23 protein-coding genes are annotated in these 21,895 nt (G+C 65.3%); 10 read left to right on the top strand and 13 right to left on the bottom strand.

Annotated features, from left to right (window positions below; genetic code table 11):
• Nucleotides 1-50 precede the first annotated feature (50 nt).
• The 4 genes from ACZ1JW_RS18660 to ACZ1JW_RS18645 form a co-directional block, all read right to left on the bottom strand.
• On the bottom strand, nucleotides 51-476 hold the full coding sequence (locus ACZ1JW_RS18660; protein WP_465142849.1) for a DUF779 domain-containing protein: 426 nt from the start codon (nucleotides 474-476) through the stop codon (nucleotides 51-53).
• Nucleotides 473-781: an EthD family reductase gene (locus tag ACZ1JW_RS18655; protein WP_465142848.1), complete on the bottom strand. Its 309-nt coding sequence runs from the start codon at nucleotides 779-781 to the stop codon at nucleotides 473-475. Before ACZ1JW_RS18655 ends, ACZ1JW_RS18660 begins: the two co-directional genes overlap by 4 nt.
• Before the next feature lie 150 nt (nucleotides 782-931).
• Nucleotides 932-2,452: an aldehyde dehydrogenase gene (gene adh, locus ACZ1JW_RS18650; RefSeq protein WP_465142847.1), complete on the bottom strand. Its 1,521-nt coding sequence runs from the start codon at nucleotides 2,450-2,452 to the stop codon at nucleotides 932-934.
• A 98-nt stretch (nucleotides 2,453-2,550) separates the two neighbouring features.
• Nucleotides 2,551-3,648 carry an acyl-CoA dehydrogenase family protein gene (locus tag ACZ1JW_RS18645; RefSeq protein ID WP_465142846.1) on the bottom strand — a complete coding sequence of 366 codons (1,098 nt, stop codon included), beginning with the start codon at nucleotides 3,646-3,648 and terminating at the stop codon, nucleotides 2,551-2,553.
• Between the two features lie 144 nt (nucleotides 3,649-3,792).
• On the opposite strand from ACZ1JW_RS18645, the gene ACZ1JW_RS18640 reads away from it, so the two are divergent.
• Nucleotides 3,793-4,560 (top strand): helix-turn-helix transcriptional regulator, encoded by a 768-nt coding sequence (locus tag ACZ1JW_RS18640; protein WP_465142845.1) that lies wholly within the window; start codon nucleotides 3,793-3,795, stop codon nucleotides 4,558-4,560.
• A 53-nt stretch (nucleotides 4,561-4,613) separates the two neighbouring features.
• Here ACZ1JW_RS18640 and ACZ1JW_RS18635 read toward each other — a convergent pair whose 3' ends face one another.
• The 5 genes from ACZ1JW_RS18635 to ACZ1JW_RS18615 form a co-directional block, all read right to left on the bottom strand.
• Nucleotides 4,614-5,492 (bottom strand): MBL fold metallo-hydrolase, encoded by an 879-nt coding sequence (locus ACZ1JW_RS18635; RefSeq protein ID WP_465142844.1) that lies wholly within the window; start codon nucleotides 5,490-5,492, stop codon nucleotides 4,614-4,616.
• Nucleotides 5,493-5,503: 11 nt separating this feature from the next.
• Nucleotides 5,504-6,256, bottom strand: a complete 753-nt coding sequence (locus tag ACZ1JW_RS18630; protein ID WP_465142843.1) for an SDR family NAD(P)-dependent oxidoreductase — start codon at nucleotides 6,254-6,256, stop codon at nucleotides 5,504-5,506.
• 1 nt (nucleotide 6,257) lies between these two features.
• The gene (locus ACZ1JW_RS18625) at nucleotides 6,258-7,886 is read right to left on the bottom strand and encodes an FAD-binding oxidoreductase (protein ID WP_465142842.1); all 1,629 of its coding nucleotides are present in this window, start codon (nucleotides 7,884-7,886) and stop codon (nucleotides 6,258-6,260) included.
• Complete coding sequence (locus ACZ1JW_RS18620; RefSeq protein WP_465142841.1) at nucleotides 7,883-8,215, bottom strand: c-type cytochrome; 333 nt, start codon at nucleotides 8,213-8,215, stop codon at nucleotides 7,883-7,885. The genes ACZ1JW_RS18625 and ACZ1JW_RS18620 overlap by 4 nt, the downstream gene beginning before the upstream one ends.
• 127 nt (nucleotides 8,216-8,342) lie before the next feature.
• Nucleotides 8,343-8,792 carry a DUF3429 domain-containing protein gene (locus ACZ1JW_RS18615; protein ID WP_465142840.1) on the bottom strand — a complete coding sequence of 150 codons (450 nt, stop codon included), beginning with the start codon at nucleotides 8,790-8,792 and terminating at the stop codon, nucleotides 8,343-8,345.
• Between the two features lie 109 nt (nucleotides 8,793-8,901).
• Between ACZ1JW_RS18615 and ACZ1JW_RS18610 the strand changes: the two genes are divergently transcribed.
• The 8 genes from ACZ1JW_RS18610 to ACZ1JW_RS18575 all read left to right on the top strand — a co-directional run bounded on the left by ACZ1JW_RS18610 (nucleotide 8,902) and on the right by ACZ1JW_RS18575 (nucleotide 16,925).
• Entirely contained in the window at nucleotides 8,902-10,041 is a 1,140-nt protein-coding gene (locus tag ACZ1JW_RS18610) for an FAD-binding domain-containing protein (RefSeq protein WP_465142839.1), read from the top strand.
• A gap of 116 nt (nucleotides 10,042-10,157) precedes the next feature.
• Nucleotides 10,158-10,553, top strand: coding sequence for a Zn-ribbon domain-containing OB-fold protein (locus ACZ1JW_RS18605; protein ID WP_465142838.1), 396 nt, complete (start codon nucleotides 10,158-10,160; stop codon nucleotides 10,551-10,553).
• Nucleotides 10,550-11,701: a thiolase family protein gene (locus tag ACZ1JW_RS18600; RefSeq protein WP_465142837.1), complete on the top strand. Its 1,152-nt coding sequence runs from the start codon at nucleotides 10,550-10,552 to the stop codon at nucleotides 11,699-11,701. The genes ACZ1JW_RS18605 and ACZ1JW_RS18600 overlap by 4 nt, the downstream gene beginning before the upstream one ends.
• A gap of 5 nt (nucleotides 11,702-11,706) precedes the next feature.
• Nucleotides 11,707-12,921 (top strand): acyl-CoA dehydrogenase family protein, encoded by a 1,215-nt coding sequence (locus ACZ1JW_RS18595; protein ID WP_465142836.1) that lies wholly within the window; start codon nucleotides 11,707-11,709, stop codon nucleotides 12,919-12,921.
• 12 nt (nucleotides 12,922-12,933) lie between these two features.
• Complete coding sequence (locus tag ACZ1JW_RS18590) at nucleotides 12,934-13,908, top strand: thiamine pyrophosphate-dependent dehydrogenase E1 component subunit alpha (RefSeq protein WP_465126811.1); 975 nt, start codon at nucleotides 12,934-12,936, stop codon at nucleotides 13,906-13,908.
• 16 nt (nucleotides 13,909-13,924) lie between these two features.
• Nucleotides 13,925-14,938: an alpha-ketoacid dehydrogenase subunit beta gene (locus ACZ1JW_RS18585; protein WP_465142835.1), complete on the top strand. Its 1,014-nt coding sequence runs from the start codon at nucleotides 13,925-13,927 to the stop codon at nucleotides 14,936-14,938.
• 11 nt (nucleotides 14,939-14,949) lie between these two features.
• Nucleotides 14,950-16,398 (top strand): dihydrolipoamide acetyltransferase family protein, encoded by a 1,449-nt coding sequence (locus tag ACZ1JW_RS18580; RefSeq protein WP_465142834.1) that lies wholly within the window; start codon nucleotides 14,950-14,952, stop codon nucleotides 16,396-16,398.
• Complete coding sequence (locus ACZ1JW_RS18575) at nucleotides 16,395-16,925, top strand: VOC family protein (protein WP_465142833.1); 531 nt, start codon at nucleotides 16,395-16,397, stop codon at nucleotides 16,923-16,925. The genes ACZ1JW_RS18580 and ACZ1JW_RS18575 overlap by 4 nt, the downstream gene beginning before the upstream one ends.
• Before the next feature lie 15 nt (nucleotides 16,926-16,940).
• Here ACZ1JW_RS18575 and ACZ1JW_RS18570 read toward each other — a convergent pair whose 3' ends face one another.
• Complete coding sequence (locus ACZ1JW_RS18570; RefSeq protein WP_465142832.1) at nucleotides 16,941-17,546, bottom strand: hemerythrin domain-containing protein; 606 nt, start codon at nucleotides 17,544-17,546, stop codon at nucleotides 16,941-16,943.
• A gap of 12 nt (nucleotides 17,547-17,558) precedes the next feature.
• Entirely contained in the window at nucleotides 17,559-19,721 is a 2,163-nt protein-coding gene (locus ACZ1JW_RS18565; RefSeq protein ID WP_465142831.1) for a catalase, read from the bottom strand.
• Nucleotides 19,722-19,883: 162 nt separating this feature from the next.
• Between ACZ1JW_RS18565 and ACZ1JW_RS18560 the strand changes: the two genes are divergently transcribed.
• Nucleotides 19,884-20,117, top strand: coding sequence for a hypothetical protein (locus ACZ1JW_RS18560; protein WP_465142830.1), 234 nt, complete (start codon nucleotides 19,884-19,886; stop codon nucleotides 20,115-20,117).
• Between the two features lie 267 nt (nucleotides 20,118-20,384).
• Here ACZ1JW_RS18560 and ACZ1JW_RS18555 read toward each other — a convergent pair whose 3' ends face one another.
• Together ACZ1JW_RS18555 and rsgA are read right to left on the bottom strand one after the other, a co-directional pair.
• Nucleotides 20,385-20,537 carry a hypothetical protein gene (locus tag ACZ1JW_RS18555; RefSeq protein WP_465143107.1) on the bottom strand — a complete coding sequence of 51 codons (153 nt, stop codon included), beginning with the start codon at nucleotides 20,535-20,537 and terminating at the stop codon, nucleotides 20,385-20,387.
• A gap of 37 nt (nucleotides 20,538-20,574) precedes the next feature.
• Nucleotides 20,575-21,636: a ribosome small subunit-dependent GTPase A gene (gene rsgA, locus ACZ1JW_RS18550; RefSeq protein WP_465143106.1), complete on the bottom strand. Its 1,062-nt coding sequence runs from the start codon at nucleotides 21,634-21,636 to the stop codon at nucleotides 20,575-20,577.
• Nucleotides 21,637-21,895: the final 259 nt, after the last annotated feature.

The raw sequence follows: 21,895 nt of genomic DNA, 5'->3' as shown, positions 1-21,895 counted from the left end.
ACTGCATCCTCCATGGCCGACCTCTTGCGGGTTCTCTTGCCTGTGCCAGCTTAGGGCGAGAGCGCGTCTTCGCCAAGCGTTGGCGCGTCGCCGCGCATGGGTTCGCCCGCCGCTTCGAGCGCAGCGCTCTCCTCGTCAGTGAACACCCGGCTGCGGACGATGAAGCGGACGCCTTCGGGTGCTTCGAGGCTCATGCCCGCGCCGCGTCCCGGCACGACATCGATGGTGACCTGGGTGTGCCGCCAGTATTCGAACTGGGCCGCCCCGATCCAGACCGGCGTGTCTTGCGCCACGTGGCCGAGCAGCACGTCCTGCCCACCGACGCGGAATTCACCCGCGACGAAGCACATGGGAGCAGAGCCATCGCAGCATCCGCCCGACTGGTGGAACATCAGCGCCCCGTGTTGCGCCTTGAGCCGGGAAATCCATTCCCCGGCCTCCGGCGTAATCAGAACACGAGGCGGCTGACTGCTCATCCGACTTCGGAAATCAGGATGCTCGCGCCGCCCGTGGCGAAGTTGGCGATATCCGCGCTGGCGGCCTGCGCCTGAGGCGAGGACATCGCCGCAGCCATCGCGGCGGCATCGGCATACCACAGCTGGGTCAGGCGATAGTAGGCGGGCGGGCTGCCATCGGGACCGGGCAGGCCCTTGAGCAGGACAGCCTTTTCCAGCCCGGGAATCTGTTCGGCAATCGGCATGTGGGTGCCGAGGTAGTAGGCCTCGAACGCCTCCGGATCGGTGGGGGCATTGTAGAACACGTTGACGACGACCTGGGCCATCCATTCATCCTCTCATAGTTGTCGCTTCATCTTTGCGCTCTTGTGGCGCCTTGGCAATTGGCGGATCACAAATGGCGACGGCGCGGGCGGGACCTTCCTCCCTGCACCGCGCCGTCTCCCTCCAGCGATCACGCCGGTCTCACGTCATCCTCAGAAGAAGCCGAGCTTCTTGGGGCTGTAGCTGACCAGCAGGTTCTTGGTCTGCTGGTAGTGATCGAGCATCATCTTGTGGGTTTCGCGCCCGATGCCCGACTGCTTGTAGCCACCGAAGGCCGCGTGGGCCGGGTAGGCGTGGTAGCAGTTGGTCCAGACGCGCCCGGCCTGGATGCCTCGGCCGAAGCGGTAGGCGCGGGTTCCGTCGCGGGTCCACACCCCGGCGCCGAGGCCGTAGAGCGTGTCGTTGGCAATCTCGAGCGCTTCCTCGTCGGTCGAGAACTTGGTCACGGCAAGCACCGGGCCAAAGATTTCTTCCTGGAACACGCGCATCTTGTTGTGGCCTTCGAGCACGGTCGGCTGGACGTAGTAGCCGTCGGCCAGTTCACCGGTGTGCATCGCGCGCGCGCCGCCGGTCAGGACCTTGGCGCCCTCGTCGCGGCCGATCTGGATGTAGGAGAGGATCTTCTCCATCTGGTCGTTCGAGGCCTGCGCGCCGATCATGGTTCCGGCATCGAGCGGGCTGCCGAGCTTGATCGCCTCGACGCGGGCAATCGCCTTTTCCATGAAGCGGTCATAGATCGATTCGTGGACCAGCGCGCGGCTCGGGCAGGTGCAGACCTCGCCCTGGTTGAGCGCGAACATGGTGAAGCCTTCCAATGCCTTGTCGAGGAAGTCGTCGTCGTGGTCCATCACGTCGGCGAAGAAGATGTTCGGGCTCTTGCCGCCCAGTTCCAGCGTGCAGGGGATCAGGTTTTCGGACGCATACTGCATGATCAGGCGGCCGGTGGTGGTCTCGCCGGTGAACGCGATCTTGGCGATGCGCTTGTTGGTGGCGAGCGGCTTGCCTGCCTCGATGCCGAAGCCGTTGACGATGTTGAGCGTGCCGGCAGGCAGGATGTCCGCAATCAGTTCGGCGAGAACGAGGATCGACATCGGGGTCTGTTCGGCGGGCTTGAGGACCACGCAGTTGCCTGCGGCCAGCGCCGGGGCGAGCTTCCACGCCGCCATAAGGATCGGGAAGTTCCACGGGATGATCTGGCCGACCACGCCCAGCGGCTCATGGAAGTGATAGGCGACGGTATCGTGGTCGATCTCGGCGATCGAGCCTTCCTGCGCGCGGACGCAGGCGGCGAAGTAGCGGAAGTGATCGATGGCGAGGGGGATGTCGGCGGCAGTCGTCTCGCGGATCGGCTTGCCGTTGTCGATGGTCTCGGCCAGCGCGAGGAGATCGAGGTTGGCCTCCATCTTGTCGGCAACCTTGAGCAGGATGTTCGACCGCTCGGTGGTGGACATCTTCCCCCACGCGTCCTTGGCGGCGTGTGCGGCGTCAAGCGCCAGCTCGATGTCCTCTGCCGTGCCGCGCGCCACCTGGCACACGACCTGGCCGGTCACCGGCGAGATATTGTCGAAGTACGCACCCTTGACCGGGGCAACCCACTTGCCGCCGATGAAGTTGTCGAACTTTTCGCGAATGAGCGAAATGCCAGTGAACTGGCTAAGGGCCTGCTGCAACATCCTCGGTACTCCGGGTCGATTGTCGTTGAGATCGACCCGGAGCATGCGCCCGCATCAGCGCGACGCCAATTGTACCTTGGAAGGATAGAGTGGGGTTGTCAGGCCGCTCCGGCGAAGCGGTCAAGCGCGGCCACGCCATCATCGGGCCAGCGCGAGAGCATGAGCAGGCGCTTATGGCCGTGGCCGATGAACAGCTCGTCGGTAACGCCCATGCCGCCGTGGAACTGGATCATCTCGTGACCAAGCTCGACCGAGGCAGGGGCGACAAAGGCGCGCAGGCCATCGACGGCGGCGGCAAAGCCTGCCGACCCCTGGCTGACGATGGCGAGATCGAGCAGCGCGCGGCCCTGTTCGATCGCGGCATATTGCGCGACCATGCGGTGCTGGATCGCCTGGAACGAGCCGAGCGGCGTGCCAAACTGCTGGCGCGTGCGCAGGTAATCGAGCGTGGCATCGAACAGCGACTGCATCACGCCCAGCGCTTCGGCGCTGCGGGCGAGCGAGGCGAGCACGCCCACTTCGGCAATGTCATCCAATGAACCGCCGAGGCGCACGGCGGGCGCGGCATCGAGCGAGAGCGCGACGGCGAGCGAGCCATCGACCATGCGCCAGGGATTGATCGACAGGCCCGGCGCGTCGGCAGCGACGAGATAGAGCGCAACGCCTGCGTCATCGGTGGCCGAGCCGCTTTCGCGGGCAGTGACGATGTAGCCGTCGACCCCGGCGCCTGCAGGCACGCAGGACTTGGCACCGCTCAGCGATCCGTCAGCGTTGGCGCGGGTCTCGACGAAGGTGCGTCCACCGCGTGCGCCCTGTTCGGCGTGGGCCAGGGCAAGACGGCGCGTGCCCATGGCGAGTGCTTCCATCCATTGCCCGGCAAGTTCGGCAGGTGCGACGCGCTCGAACAGGCGGGCGGCGACCATCACGTTCTCGATCAGGGGTTCGACCACAAGGCCCTTGCCGAGCGCCTGGAACACCGTGGCGATGGCCGTGGCATCAAGCGCCATGCCGCCGCTCTCGAACGACAGCGGCGCGGCAACGAGGCCCAGGTCGGCCAGCAGCGACCACATCTGCGGCGAAAAGCCGTTGGGGCCACCCAGATAGACCCGGCGGCGATCAAGGTCGTAATTGTCGTCGACGAAACGCTCGGCCAGCGCCTTGAGCATTTCCTCGTCTTCGTTCAGGTCGAAATTCACGTCCCTCTCCTCAAGGGAATGACCTGTAACAAGTTCGCACGGCTCGCCATGCTGCGCAAATGACTAGGCGTTTGAGGCAATAGCGTCGTTGTTTCCAAAGGCTTCGCCCGGTATGGGTACGGCCATAAGTACAGGAGAGGTCAGTTGCAGCTTTCGGTGGAGTCCATCGATTCGGTCAGGATCAGCACACCGCAGGACGTGCGCCGCGCGGCTGAGGCCCTGCACCAGATCGCGACCGGTGCCGAAATGCGCGCGGCCCCGGCCCACGACATTGCCGACAAGCGCACGCCCGTCGATGCCGATGGCAACATCCTTGCCCGCGACGTGTTCGGCTGGAACGACGAGAAGGTGTGGTGGCGCAATTCGCGCATCGCGCTGGATTCGCCGCTGACCTCGGCCTGCCGGTTCGAGAGCGAGCCCTTCTGGGTCAACGCCAACGGCTTCCACACCCGCCAGCCCAACCACTACCTGACCGCCATCGACCTCACCAACTTCGAGGCGCGGGCAATGACCCGCGCTGCGATCGTGGTGCCGGTGCACCTGCCGTTCGGGCAGATCGGCGCGGTCAGCTTCAACCCGCTCGACCCGGAACTGACCGAGCTGGACGATGTCTTCCTCGAGAATGGCGATGCCTTCGGGATCTATGCCCGCACCTTCATCGCCAGCTACGTGCACGCAATGGGGTCGGCACAGGCCCTGCCCTCAGGCTCGCGCCTGTCCAAGCGCGAGGTCGAGTGCCTGCGCTGGGCGGCGATCGGCAAGACCGACCTCGAAATCAGCATGATCATGGGCCGCAGCCGCGCGACGGTGCGTTTCCATATCCACAACGCCTCAATGAAGCTGAACGCGGTCAACCGCAGCCAGACCGTGTTCAAGGCTGCGCAGCTGGGCTACATTTCGCTGGCGACTTGATGGATCCTCCCTCCCCGCCGGGGAGGGGGTGTAACAGGGCTCAATCCAGACCCTCATTCATCCCAAGGCGGAATCTCGCCCGCGCCGACCTGGCTGGAAATGCCGAGCAGGAAGCCGCCATAGACTTCGGTCGCATTGGGATACTTCGCGGCCATGATCGCGGCGAGGTCCTTCGAGGTCTTGGACCGGCTGCGAGCATCGGCGAAAGCCTTGATGTAGGCGCGGGTCCAGCCGATGCTCATGCTATCATCGGGCAGGCCGGGCTTGGTGTGGCCAGCGACGACCCGCACCGGGTTCAGCGCCTCGAGCTGGTCGAGCACCTTGAGCCAGGCGTCATATTGCGCGGGGCCATGTTCGCCGAGCCAGACATAGACCCCGTTGTAGAGCACGTCGCCCGCTATCAGGGTGCGCGTCTCGGCGTCCCAGACCACGGTCGAATGGACATGGTCGCCCTGCATCGGCCCCATGACCTGCAGCTTGTGACCTTCGAGGTCGAAGCTGTCGCCCGTCATGGCCTCGGGCTGCACCGGGCGCTTGGGTGCATTGGCGCCGAGCTGGCCGCTCCAGCGCTTGAACTTGATCGGGATCGAACGGGCCATGTCCTTCGCGGCGACCGGGTTGGCGATGATCTTGGCGTCGGGGAAGGCATCCTGCAGCACGTCGAGCCCGAAGAAGTGATCGGGGTGATCGTGGGTGATGATGATCGCCTTCAAGGTCTTGCCGCTGTCGAGCACTTCGGCGGCAACGCGCATCGCATCGGAGCGGGCGAAGGGCACGTCGACCAGCACCGCGTCCTTCTCGCCGGTGATCAGCGTGACATTGGCGACCATGCTGACCGGGCTGGTCGGGATGACCTTGTAATCGAGCGGCTTGGCCTCGGCAGCGCCGATGGAAAGCGCTGACGCAGCGAGCAGTGTGAGAACCTTGCGCATGGTGTGTCTCCTCAATGGGCGGTCTGGCCGCCATCGATGGTGAAAGTGGCCCCGTTGATGAAGCTTGCGCCGTCCGAGCACAGGTGCAGCACGGTGGGGGCGATCTCCTCGGGCCTTGCGGCGCGGCCGGAAATGTTCTGGGCGAAGAACATGTCGGTAAACGCGTTGCTGTCGGCCCAGTGCTGGGTCATCGGGGTGACGACGAAGCCCGGCGCAATCGCGTTCACGCGGATGCCTTGCTGCGCGTATTCCACAGCGGCGGCCTTGGTCAGGCCCGAGACCGCGTGCTTCATCGCGCAATAGGCGCTCATGTTCGGGTCCGCGATCAGCGCGCCGACGCTGGCAGTGTTGACGATTGTGCCCCCGCCGACGCTCAGGAAGTGGCGGATCTCGGCCTGCATCGCGAAGAACACGCCTTTGAAATCGACGTCGATGGCAAGGTCCAGCTCTTCCTCGGTCACTTCGTGGATCGGGCGCTGCGGGGGCAGGACGCCGGCATTGTTGAACGCCGCATCCATCCGCCCGAACCGGTCGAGGCATTGCGCGACCAGTTCGTCGAGATCACCCGCCTTGCGCACATCGGTGCGGCGGAAGGCAGCGCGGCCCCCTTCGCCCAGGATCATCGCGACGGTCTCGTCGGCGCGATCATCGATATCGCCGATCATCACTGCGGCCCCTTCGCGCGCAAACGCGAGTGCGGTGGCCCGCCCGATGCCGGTAGCAGCGCCCGTCACGAGCACGGCCTTTCCTTCGAAACGCATCATCTCACATGATCCCTGATTTGCCGGGGGCCAGAATGCCGTTGGGGTCCACGGCATGCTTGATCTTGGCGTTGAAATCGCGGTTCACTTGCCCGTACTGCTGCGCGACGAGGTCCATCGAGTTGACCCCGGTGCGGTAGCTCGCCCAGCCTTGCGCGCCGAAGCGGGTGACCAGTTCGCGGTAGCAGGCGTCGGCCTTCTTCTCCTGCTCGGCGTCGGACTTGTCGAACAGCAGCGCGATGATGTGGTGCAGGTCGCGCCAGCCGATGGCATAGGCGGCGGTATAGTCGAATCCCCACTTTTCGAGGATTTCGCGGGCGAGAGCGGTCTGCCGCTCGGCCTCCACCCCGCGCGCGGCGGCAACCGGCGCAAACCACGCAAGGCCCCCGCCTGCCCCGCGCCAGCGCAACAGGCCGATCTCGTCGAGATTGAGCCCGCCTTCCATCAGCGTGGCGTGGTGGTGGAACCACGGGTTGTCGCCCATTTCGGCGGCTGTCAGCACCTCCCCGCCGCTGGCCGTGAGGCTGGCGCGGATGATCGGCTCGATCGCGCCGACGGTCTGTTCAGTGCCGTAGAGCGCGAAGTAGGTGTTCCACATGCCCAGACCATTGGCCTTGGCCGCCTTCTTCAGCGAGGCTTCGTCCAGCGGCACGCCATCGGGCACGATCTCGTTGCGGCGCTTGAACATGGCGAGCTGGTAGGACGCGCTCATCATCAGGTTGCAGTTGGCGACGAGGTTTGAGACGCGAAGCGGGCGCATCGCCTCGATGATCTTCGGCGTGTCCTCCATGTTGGGGTGCCGGATCATGAACGGCTTGTAGACCGGCGGCTTTGGCATCAGCCACAGGCCCATCTTGGTCACCACGCCGAAGTTCGACTGGGTGAACAATCCGTCGAGATAGGGCCCGTAGCCCCACTTGAACGCCTGCCACGCGGTGCTGCCCTTGATCGAGCCCATGCCGGTGCGCATGACCTGCCCGTCAGCCAGCACCACTTCCATGCCGCACTGGAACATGAAGTGTTCGCCATAGGGCGTGTACCCCACCCCGCGATCGAGCGTGTTGCCAACCGGCGAGGCGATAGGGCCGACCGTCGGCACGTCGATCCACAGGGGCAAGTTGTTCTCGACCAGATAGTCCTTGAGCTGCTGGTAGGTCACGCCCGGCTCGAGCAGGCAGGTGCCGAGATCGGCATCGACTTCAAGGATGCGGTTCATCCGCTTGAGATCGAGCACGACCTGCCCCGGCGTTGCGGGCGCGGTCATGCCATAGCCCATGTTCTTGCCGGTGGAGACCGGCCAGAGCGGCTGGCGGTAGGTATTGGCGATGCGGACGATTTCCTGCACCTGCTCGACCGTCTCCGGGCAGACCGCTCCGATGGGAACGTGGCGGTGCGCAGGGTCAGGCACATAGACCTTGGCATAGGGCGCAACCGCCTCTTCATCGCCGAACACCCATTCGGCCCCGACGACGCCGCGAAAGGCCTTCATCGCGCCGGCAAAATCGGCCTTGGTCATGTGCGGCGCAAGCGGCGCGGGGTTCTTCGCGCTGGCGCCAGTGCCAAGCCCGAGGCTGGCGGCACCAATGATCCCTGCGCCCAGCAGGCCGCGACGGTCCAGATTGAGTTCGCTCACTGCCCGTGCTCCCCCTTGCGCGATTCGCTCTTCTCGACCCATGCGGCGAGAGCTTCGAGTTCCTCCGGCTTCACTTCGGTCGGGCGGAAGGCGGGCATGCCGTTCTGGCCGTGGCGGACGATGTACTTGACGGTCTCTGTCGGAAGCCCGCGACCGAGGATGATCGGGCCGACGTTGCGCCCGTGGCAGTAGCCGCAGGTCTTGGCGTAGATCGTCTCTGGCGCGCGGATCGGTTGCGCTTCGCCCAGCTTCTGGCCCGCGATGGCCGGCGCGGCGAGCGCCACCAGCAAAATCCCTGCGGCAACGAGCGCCGTCCTGTCTTTCGGCATGATCCCCTCCGGTCCGGGACGACCTTCAGGGCCATCTCCGTTTCACCGAAGAGTTATCGCGCAGAACCTTTGCCTGCCATCGGCGGTCTGCACGAGCGTTCCACGCAGCGAAACTCTCGTGCGAGCGTCAGCCGATCGCTGCCAGCACCAGCGTCAGAACGCCAAGTCCGCTGGCCATCCACACGCGCAGGCGCAGCCAGCCTTCGGGCAGGGTAACATCGCCCGAAAGCTTGCGATCCACCAGCGGGCTGGCGAGGAGGAGAGCCCCGAGCGCGACGAGCGATGGCCCCGGCCAGTGCCAGCCCTCGCTCCACGGCAGGAGCGCGGCCCATGCGGCAAGGCTCGGCAGGACCGAGACGACATAGAGCCCGGACTTGCGCACGCCGCCCATCAGCCCGGCCATCCACCACAGCCCGCCGAGGAAAGAGAGGATCAGCGCGGCGTAGAAGCAGCCCGCCGCCTTGGCGGTCCACTGGTATGGTCCCTTGTCGAGCACCGCCCAGATGCACAGCGCCTGCGGCAGCCAACCGGCAAGGCCGAGCACGATGACGGCGCGCGGAAGGGGGGTAGCAGACATGCGGGCAGACTCCTTGATCGTCGCTCTGCTCTGGCCTTCTTGCCATGGCGCGGCAACACGGCCCTTTAGCCGCGTCGAGCCTGCCCCGGCGCAGGTCTAGGCACTGGCGATGGACAGCTTTCCCCTCACCCGTAGTGCCGCGCTCGAACGGCTGGCGCGTTTCGTGCCCAAGGCAGGCAGCGCATATGGTGCGCGGCGCAATCTGGTCGATCCGCACCGCGATCACGCCAACGTCTCGCGCCTATCGGCCGCGCTGCGCCGCCGCCTGATCGGCGAGGACGAAGTGGTGCGCGCGGTGCTGGGGGCGCATCGGCTGGACAGTTGCGACAAGTTCATCGCCGAAGTGTTCTGGCGGACCTACTGGAAGGGCTGGCTCGAGCAGCGACCGGGCGTGTGGCGCAGCTACCTTGCCGATGTCGAAGCCTTCCATCCCGGCAGCGCGATTGCCGAGGCGATTGGCGGGCGGACCGGGATCGATGCTTTCGACCACTGGGCGCGTGAACTGGCCGAGACCGGATACCTGCACAACTGGGCGCGGATGCAGGTTGCCTCGATCTGGACGTTCACGCTGGGCCTGCCGTGGCAGCTGGGCGCGCAGTGGTTCTTCGACAAGCTGATGGACGCAGACCCTGCGTCGAACACGCTCAGCTGGCGCTGGGTGGCGGGGCTGCACACGGCGGGCAAGAGCTACCTCGCCAATGCCGACCGCATCGCAGCGATGACCGGGGGGCGCTTTCGTCCAGATGGCCTTGCGCAGACTGCGCAAGTCCCCGCTGCCCCGCCCCATCCGCCGCGCACGCCCTTGCGCGAGCCACGGGCCATCGACCCGGCGCTGCCGACGCTGGTGCTGATCACGCCCGAGGACTGCTCGCTTGAAACCGTGCTGCCCTCGCTAGACGTGCGCATCGTGGTTGTCGCGGACACCATGACGCGCAACGCATGGGACCAGACCGCGCTGAGCGACGCTGCCTCGCGGGCCGCAGCGCACTGGCGATGCCCGGTCGGTGCAGGCGATGTTGCCACGCTGGCGGTGCAGCAAGGTTGCAAGCAGGTGGTCACGGGCTTTGCGCCGGTCGGACCGGTGGCAACCGCGCTCGAGGATTTGGGCACGGCGCTGGCGGCGCGGGATATCGCCCTTGCCGAACATCAGCGCCAATGGGACCGGCTGTGCTGGCCCGATTGCGGCAAGGGCTTCTTCAACCTGAAATCCCGTATTCCGCACCTTCTGGACGAACTGCAACTGGCCTGATCCCGACCTGTCCATTTGCTCACCCTAGCGTTTTGCAGAGTCGGCAAAAGTTGCTTGGACGGGTCTAGTGCATGAAACCGGAATCAGACCTCCGGAACTGCACGGACGGGAGTGGAATGCACGTTATCGCCCAAGGGCTCATTACCGAGGACAATCCGCCGCATCTGATCGGCGGGCGCGAGCGGGATACCGGGCGCGTGGTGTTTCCGTGTCCATTGGGAGACCGGTACGAGCAGGTAGCCCTGTCGCGCACCGGCACGCTCTGGTCCTATACAATTCAGCGCTACCGCCCGAAATCGCCGCCCTACAAGGGGCCGGAAGCCTTCCGCCCATGGGCCGTCGCCTATGTCGAACTGCAGGGCGAAGTGATCGTGGAATCGCGTCTGACCGACGTTGCCTTCGAGGATATCCGTATCGGCATGCCGCTTGAGTTGACCATGATCCCGCTCGATCCCGATGCGGCGGACTCCGTCATGATCCCCGCCTTCCGCCCGCTTGGAGGTGCAGCATGAGCGGTGATGTGTGCATCGTCGGCGTGGGCATCCACCCGTTCGGCCGCACCGATGGCCTTTCCGGTCTGGAACAGGGCGTCTTCGCCGTGCGCGAGGCGCTGGCCGATGCCGGGATCGACTGGCCGCAGATCCAGTTCGCCTATGGCAGTTCGGACGCGGCGGGCAATCCTGACACGATGGTCGAGCGCCTGGGTCTTACCGGCGTGCAGTTCATCAACGTGCGCAATGGCTGCGCGGCGGGTGGCTCGGCGCTGTTCTCAGCGCAGATGGCAATCAAGTCGGGTGAATTCGACATCGGCCTTGCCGTCGGCTTCGACAAGCATCCGCGCGGCGCGTTCAATGCCCTGCCTTCGGAATACAACCTGCCGGAATGGTACGGCGATGCCGGCTACATGATCACAACGCAGTTCTTCGCGGCCAAGATCATGCGCTACATGCACGAGCACGGCATCAGCCAGACCAGCCTTGCGCGCGTGGCCAACAAGGCCTTCCGCAACGCCGTTCACGCCCCCCACGCATGGCGGCGCGAGCCGGTGGACATCGAGACGATCCTTGAGGCTCCGCTCGTTTCAGACCCTTATACCAAGTACATGTTCTGCTCCCCGGCAGAGGGCGGCGTCGCGCTGATCCTTGCCAGCGAGAAGAAGGCGCGCGAGCTGGGCAAGCCGCTCGTCCGCCTCAAGGCCGCAACCATGCGCACGCGCCCGCCCAAGTCTTTCGAGGTCTTTGCCCCGTCCATCGACATCGGCGGCGGCAAGGCCACGGCCACGCAGATCGCCAGCGCCGATGCCTTCCGCATGGCCGGGATCGGGCCTGAGGACATCGCGCTCGCCCAGCTGCAGGACACCGAATGCGGCGCCGAGATCATGCACATGGCCGAGAACGGCTTCTGCAAGGATGGCGAGCAGGAAGCATGGCTGGCACAGGGCCGCACCGAGATCGGCGGCGCGCTGCCCGTCAACACCGATGGCGGCTGCCTTGCCTGTGGCGAACCGATCGGCGCTTCAGGCCTTCGTCAGGTCTATGAAAACGTCGTCCAGCTTCGCGGCGACGGCGGTGGCAGGCAGGTTCCCGGCAACCCCAAGACCGCATACAGTCACGTCTATGGCGCCCCCGGCGTCTCTGCCGTCACCATTCTCGAGCGCTGATACTCATGGATATCGATCTTTCCCCCGAAGAACTGGCCTTCCGTGACGAGGTCCGCGCGTTCCTTGCGCAGAACCTTCCGGCAGATGTGAAGGACGGCGCAGCCGCCTCGCCGACCGTCTTTGTCGAACCCGACATCGGCCAGCGCTGGAACGCGGTGCTGAACGCCAAGGGCTGGCTCGCATATCAGTGGCCCAAAGAGGTTGGCGGCACAGGGTGGACTCCGACGCAGCGCTACATCTTCGAGAAGGAATGCGCGCTGGCAGGGGCGCCGAACCTGACCGTGCTCGGCCTCAAGCTGGTCGCGCCGGTCATCTACACCTTCGGGACGCCCGAACAGAAGGCCAAGTACCTGCCCAGGATCCTCTCGGGCGAGGATTACTGGTGCCAGGGCTTCTCCGAACCCGGCTCGGGATCGGACCTCGCCAGCCTGCAATGCCGCGCCGTGCTTTCGGATGACGGCACGCACTACAAGCTCAACGGCTCGAAGATCTGGACCACCCACGCGCACTGGGCGAACAGGATGTTCGCGCTCGTGCGCACCGATGCCAACGTCAAGAAGCAGGCGGGCATCTCGTTCCTGCTGGTCGACATGAACCAGCCCGGCGTTTCCGTCCGCCCGCTGCTGACGCTGGCCGGGGACCACGAGGTCAATCAGGTGTTCCTCGAAGACGCGATCGTCCCGGTCGAGGACCGCGTGGGCGAGGAAGGCGATGGCTGGAAGCTCGCCAAGTTCCTGCTCGAGAACGAGCGCGGCGGATCGTGCCATTCGCCCAAGCTCGAATACGATCTTGCCCAGATCGAACAGGCCGCAGCGGGCGAGCCTGACGGCGCGGGCGGCAAGCTGGCCGACGACAAGGACTGGAAGCGCCGCGTCGCCAAGGTCCGCCTCGGCATCCAGAGCCTCGAGATGATCGAGCTGAAGATCCTGTCCGAGATCGCCAAGGGCCGCGCGCCCGGCCCGCAGACCTCGCTGTGCAAGCTGCTCGCCTCGAACCTGCGGCAGGACGTAGATCTGCTCGCCGTGGACCTCTACGGCCCGGCCGGGCTCCAGCTCGATTTCGCACGGCCGTTCTATGGCGACAACGCGCCTGCCCCCATTCATTCGAGAGAAGCGCAAGTCGCCTCGGCACGCTATCTCAACAGCCGTGCCTGGACCATTTTCGGCGGAACCAACGAAGTGCAGGCGGGCATCATCGCCCGGACTGTGCTCGGACTTTAAGGGAAGAAAAGGATGCAGCTGAGCCGTGAGGCGCTATTGCGCGCCTATCGCCAGATGAAGGTGATCCGCGAATTCGAGGAACGTCTTCACGTCGATATCCAGACCGGTGAGATCGCCGGGTTCACGCACCTCTATTGCGGGCAGGAAGCCGTCGCAGTGGGCGTGTGCGAGCACCTTTCGGTCGATGACAAGATCGTCTCGACCCATCGCGGCCACGGCCATTGCCTTGCCAAGGGCTGTGACGTGAACGGGATGATGAAGGAGATCTGGGGCAGCCGCGAAGGCCTGTGCAAGGGCAAGGGCGGCTCGATGCACATCGCCGACGTCGACAAGGGCATGCTCGGTGCCAACGGCATCGTCGGCGCGGGCGCTCCCATCGCCGTGGGCGCAGGCATCGCCGCCAAGATCGACGGAAAGGGCAAGGTCGCCATCACCTTCTCGGGCGACGGCGCGTGCAACCAGGGCACCACCTTCGAAGCCATGAACATGGCCGTGGTCACCAAGGCCGCGACGATCTTCGTGTTCGAGAACAACCACTACTCCGAACACACCGGCTACCAGTATGCGGTCGGCACCAGCGGCGATATCGCCAGCCGCGCCGAAGCCTTCGGCATGAAGGTCTGGCGCGGGGACGGGACCGACTTCTTCTCGGTCTATGAAACCATGCGCGAAGTGCTCGATTACGTCCGCGTCCCCGGCAACGGTCCGGCGGCGGTCGAGTTCGATACCGAGCGCTTCTTCGGCCACTTCGAAGGCGATCCGCAGCGCTATCGCGGTCCGGGCGAGCTCGATCGCATCCGCGAGATGCGCGATTGCCTCAAGAACTTCCGCAAGTCGGTGACGGATGCAGGCCTGCTCGAACACGCCGATCTCGATGCGCTCGATGCCGAAGTGCTCGAAGTGATCGAGGAATCCGTGCGCCAGGCCAAGGCCGCTGACCGGCCCACCGCCGAAGACGTCCTGACCGACGTCTATATCTCGTACTGAGCCGGGGAGCGGACAAATGGCAAAAATGATGTACCGCGACGCCGTCGTCTCGACGATCGCAGAGGAAATGGAGCGCGACGAGAACGTCGTCATGCTCGGTGAAGACATTGTCGGCGGCATGGGCACGCCGGGCGGCCCCGAAGCCATCGGCGGCATCTGGTCGACCTCGACCGGGCTGTTCGGAAAGTTCGGCGCGGACCGCGTGATCGACACCCCGATCTCGGAAAGCGCGATCATGGGCGCGGCGGCCGGCCTTGCGCTTTCGGGCAAGCGCCCGATTGCCGAACTGATGTTCGCCGACTTCATCGGCGTCTCGCTCGACCAGATCTGGAACCAGCTCGCCAAGTTCCGCTACATGTTCGGCGGCAAGACCAGGTGCCCTGCGGTGATCCGCATGGCTTATGGCGCAGGCTACAACGCCGCTGCCCAGCACAGCCAGGCCGTCCACCAGATCCTCACCGGGATGCCCGGTCTCAAGGTGGTGATGCCCAGCACGCCGGATGACGTGAAGGGCCTGCTGCGCACCGCCATCCGCGACGATGATCCGGTGATCTTCCTCGAGCACAAGGCGCTCTACGGGATGAAGGGCGAAGTGTCCGACGATCCCGATTACATGATCCCCTTTGGCCACGCGCGCCTTTCCCGCGCCGGGCAGGACGTGACCATCGTCTCGACCGGCCTGCTGCTTGGCTTCTGCGAGGCCGTGGCCGACAAGCTGGCCGCCGAGGGCATCGGCTGCGACGTGATCGACCTGCGCACCACCAGCCCGCTGGATGAAGAGGCGATCCTCGACTCCGTGGAAGTCACCGGTCGCCTGATCGTGGTTGACGAAGCGCCGCCGCGCTGCAGCCTTGGTGCCGACATCTGCGCGCTGGTTGCCGAAAAGGCCTTCGCCAGCCTCAAGGCCCCGCCGCTGTCGGTCAACCCGCCGCACACCCCCATCCCGTTCGCGCGCGAGCTGGAAACTGCCTACCTCCCTTCGGTCGACAAGATCGAAGCGGCGGTGCGCAAGGTCCTGAGCTACCGTTGAGGAGCCGCGACATGGCCAATATACGCCCGTTCTGCATGCCCAAATGGGGCATCGAAATGACCGAGGGCACGATCGCCGAATGGATGGTCAAGGAAGGCGAGGCCTTTTCCAAGGGCCAGCTGCTGTGCCTGATCGAGACCGACAAGATCACAAACGAGGTCGAAGCCGAATACGATGCGGTGCTCAAGCGCCTGCTGACGCCCGCCAGCGATGAGGCGCACCCGGTGGGCGCGCTGCTGGCGGTCTTCGCCGATGCCGATACCACCGACGCCGAAGTCGATGCGTTCATCGCCACCTTCAAGCCTGCCGAAACCTCGGTCGCGGCCAAGGCTGGCGGCGCTTCCCCTGCCCCGGCAGCGGCGGCGGCTCCGGCCCCTGCTGCTGCCGCAGCACCCGCGCGCGAGCCGAAGAAGATCGTCACCAACCGCGCGATCAGCCCCGAAGCGCTCAAGCTTGCCGAAGCCGAAGGCGTCGACATCGAACCGATCGCAGGATCCGGCCGCAACGGGCGCATCACCTATCAGGACGTGGTGCAGGCCCTGCGCCCGGAACGCGCCGCCAGCTTCAAGGGCACGGCGCAACTGGTTGCAGACACGCCCGAAGCCTTCGCCTCGCCGCTCGCCCGCCGCATCGCGGCACAGCACGGCATTGTGCTGGCCGGGATCAAGGGCACCGGCGCGCGCGGCCGCATTTCCAAGGCTGACGTGCTGGCACTGGTCAAGCCGACCACGGCTGCACCAGCGGTCGCCTTCGGTGCACCGTTCGAGCTGGTCGCCAACCAGCCCAGCGTCCAGCCCTTCGACAAGGTGCGCAAGGTCGTCGCCCGCCGCCTGACCGAAGCCAAGCAGACCATCCCGCACTTCTACCTGCGCGTCTCGGCCTCGGTCGATGCGCTGATGGACTTGCGCAAGACGGCGAACCTCGTGCTCGGCACCAAGGCCTCGATCAACGACTACATCGTCAAGGCCGTGGCGCTGGCGCTGGTCAGGCACCCCGATGTCAACGTGCAGGTCCATGGCGATGCCGTGCATTCCTTCCCGCACGCCGATGTTGCCATTGCCGTGGCCAGCCCCAAGGGCCTCGTCACGCCCATCGTCCGCCAGGCCGACCGCATGCACATCGCCCAGATCGCGGCGACCACCCGCGCGCTGATCGACAAGGCGCAGGCTGGCAAGCTCGGGTTCGAGGACATGGACGGCGGCACTTTCTCCGTCTCCAACCTCGGCATGTTCGGGATCGAGCAATTCGACGCGATCATCAATCCGCCGCAGGGCGCGATCCTTGCCGTTGGCGGGGTGAACCGCGTGGCGGTGGAAGCAGCCAACGGCGACATCGCCTTCGAAAGCCGCATCGGCCTGACCATGTCGGTCGATCATCGTGCCATCGACGGCGCGGCGGGCGCGCAGTTCCTGCAGACCTTGAAGGGCCTGCTCGAAGCACCGGAGGGCCTGTTCGCATGACCCGCGCGATCACCAAGCTGGGCCCTGTCGGCCAGCTCGCCTATCTGCCGTCCGATTTCGACGCGGCGGTCAAGTACTGGACCGAAACCATGGGCGTCGGCCCGTTCTACCTGATGGAGAACGTCGCGCTCGGGCATGCCAAGTACAAGGGCGTCCCCACCGGCGCGGTCTTCTCCATCGCCATCGCCTATTGGGGCGATGTGCAGATCGAGCTGATCCGCCCGGAGAACGCCGAGCCATCGATCTACACCGGCGAATATGCCGTGACCGACCGCCTCCACCACATCTGCATCTTCGTCGATTCCATCGCCGAAGCCCGCGCCGCCTGTGCCGAGGCAGGCGCGGAGATCCTCGTCGAGGGCAAGGTCGGAGCCGATGGCGAAGTGATCTATGTCGATCCCGGAATGGGGCCGGGGCACGTGATCGAACTGCTCCAGAACATGACCGGCGCCGACGGCATCTTCCAGATGATCAAGGACGCCGGAAAGGACTGGGACGGCACGGAGCCGCTGCGCAAGCTGGGCTGAGCACCGGGGCCAGACTCAGGCGATATCGTTGATCCGCAGCCGGGGCTTCACTTCGGCTGCGGCCTTCTCCGCCTTCTTGCGCCGTTCGAACACGGCCAGCATGTGCTTGCGGTCGGCGGCGGTGAGGATCTTCTCGCTCTCGACGAACTGCTCCTGCTCTTCCTCGCGGATGTGATGGAGATATTCGTGCTTGAGCGCCGCAAAGCGCTCCAGCCACTTCGCGCTGCCCATTTCGCGTGCGGCAAGGTCGTCGAGCATCTTGTCGATGTCCTTGTGCTCGGCCACGGCATGGCGGGCGAATTCGGTTGTCTCCGGATTGCGCAGCACGGTTGACCACAAGGCCTGCTCCTCGGCAGCGGCGTGGCCCTTCAGTTCGTGGACGAGTTCCTCGAACAGGGCCTTGGCATCATCGCCCTTGCCGCCGGTTGCCTCCAGCATGGCGAGCAGCGCGCGGTGCCGGTCGTGGTCCTCGACGAGCCGCCCGAACACGTCGGGCAACCCGCGAAGGTCGGTGGCCGGAGTCTGGCCGATATGCGCCGGCACCTCCGGCGCGATGGCCTTGGCCTTGGCAACGGCCTTGGCTTTCGCTTCATCCGGCTTGATCTTGTTGACTGTCGCCACCACCGTTGCTCCTCAGGCGAGATCGCGGACCTTCGGCTCGCGCGCGAAGTGCCGCACCGGGCCGACATCCATCAGCTTCTCATTCGGGACGACGCCTTCGTCCGGCTCGACCCCCGCCTTGGCGAGGATGACCTTGGTCCCGTTGCAGTGGGCGATGGTCTTGCAGTGGCCATAGGCATCCATGAACCACTGCACCGCCGCGCCCTGCAGGCTGAGCTTCTCGGCCTCTGCGGGCATCAGCACCGAGGCAACCGCATCGAACAGTACCGAGGGCGAGCCTTCCAGCTTGCCATCGGCCTTGAGCGTTCCACCCTTGACCGCAATGCCGCCGACCTTGGGCGCGACGAGGAACACGCTGCCGCCCGCCGCCTCTACATCGGCCTTCATCCTGTCGATCGTCGCCTTGTCCGATCCTTCGGCAAAGAGAATGCCCAGCTTGCGGCCCTCGAACGTCTTCTTGCTCTGCTTCTGGATCGACAGCGCGTCGGACGGCTTCATCTCCACCGGCTCACGCGCGGCAGGAGCCTTCTCGGGCAGGTCCATGGCAAGGCCATCGGCCACGCGCGCGGCCAGACCTTCATCGACATTGCGCAGGCGCGAAAGCACCCGCAGGCGAACGTGCTCCAGCGTCACCTTCGAAAGCTCGAACACCAGCGCCGAGGCAATGTGCGCCTGCTCGTTCGCGGTCTGCGAATGGAAGAACAGCGCGGCCTGGCTGTAGTGATCGGCAAAGAGTTCGGCGCGCACCCGCACCTTCTCGGTCGGATCGTTGCGCTCCCCGTTCTCGCGGAACGAGGTGAAGCCGGTATCGGGACAAGCACGCGGGCCGCTGTCCTCGCCCGCCTCGTTCAGCGAATTGGGCTCGTAGTTGGCGCGGCCCGTCGGCACCAGCGTCTGCATCATGCCGTCGCGCTGCATGTTGTGGAACGGGCACTTGGGCGCGTTGATCGGGATCTGGTGGAAGTTGGTCGTGCCAAGCCGCGACTTCTGCGTATCGAGGTACGAGAACAGCCGCCCCTGCAGCAGCGGATCGTTCGAGAAATCGATGCCGGGGATCACGTTGGTCGGCATGAACGCCACCTGCTCGGTCTCGGCAAAGAAGTTGTCGACATTGCGGTTGAGCGTCATCCGCCCGACGATCTCGACCGGCACATCCTCTTCCGGGATCAGCTTGGTGGCGTCGAGCACGTCATAGGGCTGCGCGGCGGCAAAGTCCTCGTCGAACACCTGCACGCCCAGGTCCCATGCCGGGAAGCTGCCTGCGGCAATGCTTTCGAACAGGTCGCGGCGGTGGAAGTCCTGATCGGCCCCGGCAATCTTCACCGCCTCGTCCCAGATCAGCGATTCCATGCCCAGCACCGGCTTCCAGTGGAACTTGACGAACTTGCCCTGCCCCTCGGCATTGACGAAGCGGAAGGTGTGGACGCCGAAGCCTTCCATCATGCGCAGCGTGCGCGGGATGGCGCGGTCGCTCATCGCCCACATGATCATGTGCATCGATTCCGGCATCAGTCCGATGAAGTCCCAGAACGTGTCATGCGCGCTCGCCGCCTGCGGATAGCCGCGATCGGCTTCCATCTTCACCGAATGGACCAGATCGGGGAACTTCATCGCGTCCTGGATGAAGAACACCGGGATGTTGTTGCCAACCAGGTCCCAGTTGCCTTCATCTGTGTAGAACTTCACCGCAAAGCCGCGCACGTCGCGCGGGGTGTCGATCGATCCGGCCCCGCCCGCCACGGTCGAGAAGCGCACGAACACCGGGCAGGTCGTCCCCTTCTTCTGGAACAGCCCCGCGCGGGTCATCTCCGGAATGGCCCTTGTCACCTCGAACACGCCATGCGCGCCCGATCCGCGGGCGTGGACGATGCGTTCGGGGATGCGCTCGTGGTCGAAGTGGAAGATCTTTTCGCGCAGGATGAAATCCTCGAGCAGCGTCGGCCCGCGCTCACCCGCTTTCAGGCTGTTCTGGTTGTCGGACAGGCGATGGCCGAAATTGTCGGTCAGGAAGCCATCAGCCGGACTGCCGGCATCGGCATCCTGATGCGTCTCCCCGGCATTGCCGATGTCCGTCGCGTATCCGGGCCGGCCCGCGCCGGGCTGATGATCGCTCAGGGCATTGTCGAGCGCAGGCGAGCGGTTTGCGTCAGCCTTGCCGTTGCGGGGAGTAGCCATGTTTCGATCCTTCGTGAGAGATTGCAGAAGCAGCCCCTCACGTGGTGCCGTCCGCCTCACCCAAGAACCGGAACCGCGCGCGAAGGTTCCACCTTTCGCGCGCAGCAATGAAATGATTGGCGGGGATTGACGCACCCGCCTTCATCCGAGCACAGAGAGCCGATGACAGCCCCCGAACAAACGCACGACCTGCAGGACCACTTCGCCCACTGCATTCAGGTGCTGGGCGGCGTCACCACCTCCTCGCGCCGCCTCGGCATAGACGAGCGGTCGTTGCGGCGGTTCATCAATGGCGAAAAGCCGATCAGCGAACGGCTCCTGGCCGATACCGCCGCCGCGCTGCGCACGCTCATTGCCGAAGCCAGCGCGGCAGAGGCGGCGATCACCGCGCGCTGAACCTCATACCAACCTGCACTGATCCTGACCCATGAGGATTGCCATTTCCCGCTTGCTGGCAAGGCGCGGGCGAAGCCGCGATGCGGGGCATCGTGGCGAGGCTGCAACGAGGTCCAGCGGGCGGGAAATGGCAACCGCAGGCGGGTTCTGGCGGCCCTCGGACTGCGTCGCGTTCTTGTGATGATGAACCACATCACCACTGCGAACACTCCTAGCCGAGAACCGCCAGAACCCGTCCTCATGGGTCAGGATCAGTGCAGGTTGGTATCAGGCCTTTTTGGCCTTGTGCGCCCCGATCAGCTCATCAAGTTCGGCAATGCGGCGGCGCTCGGGCGTGTCCTTGGAAAGCCCCTTGAGACGGCACATCGCCCACAGGCTCTTGCGTTCGGATTCGAGCGCACGCAGGTACAAGTCGGCCATGATATCTCCAATAATCGCGCGCGCGCAGCCCGTGACGTTACCGCCGCGGACGCCGCCCGTTTCTGTTTGAGGGCTGCGGTACGGCACTGACGCGGCCAGCGCCACGCGCCTTGCGGGTGGCGTTGCTGGCCGAATTGGCCGCTTCCTCGCTCGCCAACTTGCGCCAGCGCGCCAGCCGCGCAGGGTCGAGCGTTCCGTTGCCCATCGCTTCCACGATCCGGCAGCCCGGCTCGGCTTCATGCGTGCAGTTCGAGAACCTGCACTCCTGCGCAAGGCTGACGATATCGTCGAAGACTTCGGCAATGCCCGATGCCACCTCGGATAGCTGCAATTCGCGCATCCCCGGCGTGTCGAGCAGCCAGCCGCCACCGTCGAGCCGGTGCATCTCGCGCGCCGTGGTCGTGTGCCGCCCCTTGCCGTCGTCCTCGCGGATGCCCTGCGTGGCAAGCGTGTCCGAACCGCGCAGGGTGTTGATCAGCGTCGATTTGCCGACGCCGGAGGAGCCCAGAAACGCCACCGTCTGCCCCGGCCCGCACCACTTGGCCAAGGCCGCCACGCTTTCAGGATCGCGCGCGTTGACGGCCTGCACTATCAGATCGGGCTGAAGCGCGCGCGCGGCCTCGGCAAAAGGCTCCCACGCATCGACAAGGTCGGTCTTGGTCAGCACGACAACCGGCGTCACGTCAACGTCGCGCGCCAGCACCAGATAGCGCTCGAGCCGCGCAATGTTGAAATCGTCGTTGCACGAGGCGACGACGAACAGCGTGTCGACATTGGCAGCGATGACCTGCAGCCTCTGCCGCACCCCCGCCGCCAGCCGTTTGAACAGGTTGGCACGGGCCAGCAGCCGTACCGGCTCCATGCTGTCGCGCGCCAGCAGCAGCCAGTCACCCGCGGCAGGCCGGTCCTCCTCGCCATCCGCCCCCGGAATCTGCGAGGGCATGAGCGTTTCCACGCCATCGCCCGCCACCGAAATATAGCCACGATGCACCGCCATGACCCGCACGGGCAGACACTGCGCCACTTCCTCTTCGGACAACTGCGCGCTGAAGAACGGCCTCCAGCCCAGTTCGTCCAATCGGGATGCGCATGACGTCATGACTTCGGATGGCGCCTTTCGCTCTGCGCAGGGGTGTTGCGATTCACCCGCTCCATACAGAGGAAGCGGCTGATTACCTAGGATCAGCTTCCCGTCAGAGGCATGACGGCCTTTGTCGGCGTGAGGGACGAATTGCGTCGGCGGGCCTTGACCTTCGTCGCGAAGGATGAGAATATATATTCCAATAAAGTAGCGGCCCATTCTGCCGCCAGGCAAACGCGCTCGTCCAGGGGTGCGGGGCCGCCGATTGGGAGATCGA

This window comes from Novosphingobium sp. BL-A-28-Hi1-0D, from assembly GCF_055521755.1.
This window is presented reverse-complemented; position numbering and strand designations above follow the sequence as displayed.

Excerpts from the sequence above, each read along its gene's own strand:
- ACZ1JW_RS18660 (WP_465142849.1), bottom strand. The coding sequence starts at position 476 with ATGAGCAGTCAGCCGCCTCGTGTTCTGATTACGCCGGAGGCCGGGGAA.
- ACZ1JW_RS18655 (WP_465142848.1), bottom strand. The coding sequence starts at position 781 with ATGGCCCAGGTCGTCGTCAACGTGTTCTACAATGCCCCCACCGATCCG.
- adh (WP_465142847.1), bottom strand. The coding sequence starts at position 2,452 with ATGTTGCAGCAGGCCCTTAGCCAGTTCACTGGCATTTCGCTCATTCGC.
- ACZ1JW_RS18635 (WP_465142844.1), bottom strand. The coding sequence starts at position 5,492 with ATGCGCAAGGTTCTCACACTGCTCGCTGCGTCAGCGCTTTCCATCGGC.
- ACZ1JW_RS18630 (WP_465142843.1), bottom strand. The coding sequence starts at position 6,256 with ATGATGCGTTTCGAAGGAAAGGCCGTGCTCGTGACGGGCGCTGCTACC.
- ACZ1JW_RS18620 (WP_465142841.1), bottom strand. The coding sequence starts at position 8,215 with ATGCCGAAAGACAGGACGGCGCTCGTTGCCGCAGGGATTTTGCTGGTG.
- ACZ1JW_RS18615 (WP_465142840.1), bottom strand. The coding sequence starts at position 8,792 with ATGTCTGCTACCCCCCTTCCGCGCGCCGTCATCGTGCTCGGCCTTGCC.
- ACZ1JW_RS18610 (WP_465142839.1), top strand. The coding sequence starts at position 8,902 with ATGGACAGCTTTCCCCTCACCCGTAGTGCCGCGCTCGAACGGCTGGCG.
- ACZ1JW_RS18605 (WP_465142838.1), top strand. The coding sequence starts at position 10,158 with ATGCACGTTATCGCCCAAGGGCTCATTACCGAGGACAATCCGCCGCAT.
- ACZ1JW_RS18600 (WP_465142837.1), top strand. The coding sequence starts at position 10,550 with ATGAGCGGTGATGTGTGCATCGTCGGCGTGGGCATCCACCCGTTCGGC.
- ACZ1JW_RS18595 (WP_465142836.1), top strand. The coding sequence starts at position 11,707 with ATGGATATCGATCTTTCCCCCGAAGAACTGGCCTTCCGTGACGAGGTC.
- ACZ1JW_RS18590 (WP_465126811.1), top strand. The coding sequence starts at position 12,934 with ATGCAGCTGAGCCGTGAGGCGCTATTGCGCGCCTATCGCCAGATGAAG.
- ACZ1JW_RS18585 (WP_465142835.1), top strand. The coding sequence starts at position 13,925 with ATGGCAAAAATGATGTACCGCGACGCCGTCGTCTCGACGATCGCAGAG.
- ACZ1JW_RS18580 (WP_465142834.1), top strand. The coding sequence starts at position 14,950 with ATGGCCAATATACGCCCGTTCTGCATGCCCAAATGGGGCATCGAAATG.
- ACZ1JW_RS18575 (WP_465142833.1), top strand. The coding sequence starts at position 16,395 with ATGACCCGCGCGATCACCAAGCTGGGCCCTGTCGGCCAGCTCGCCTAT.
- ACZ1JW_RS18565 (WP_465142831.1), bottom strand. The coding sequence starts at position 19,721 with ATGGCTACTCCCCGCAACGGCAAGGCTGACGCAAACCGCTCGCCTGCG.
- ACZ1JW_RS18560 (WP_465142830.1), top strand. The coding sequence starts at position 19,884 with ATGACAGCCCCCGAACAAACGCACGACCTGCAGGACCACTTCGCCCAC.
- ACZ1JW_RS18555 (WP_465143107.1), bottom strand. The coding sequence starts at position 20,537 with ATGGCCGACTTGTACCTGCGTGCGCTCGAATCCGAACGCAAGAGCCTG.
- rsgA (WP_465143106.1), bottom strand. The coding sequence starts at position 21,636 with ATGACGTCATGCGCATCCCGATTGGACGAACTGGGCTGGAGGCCGTTC.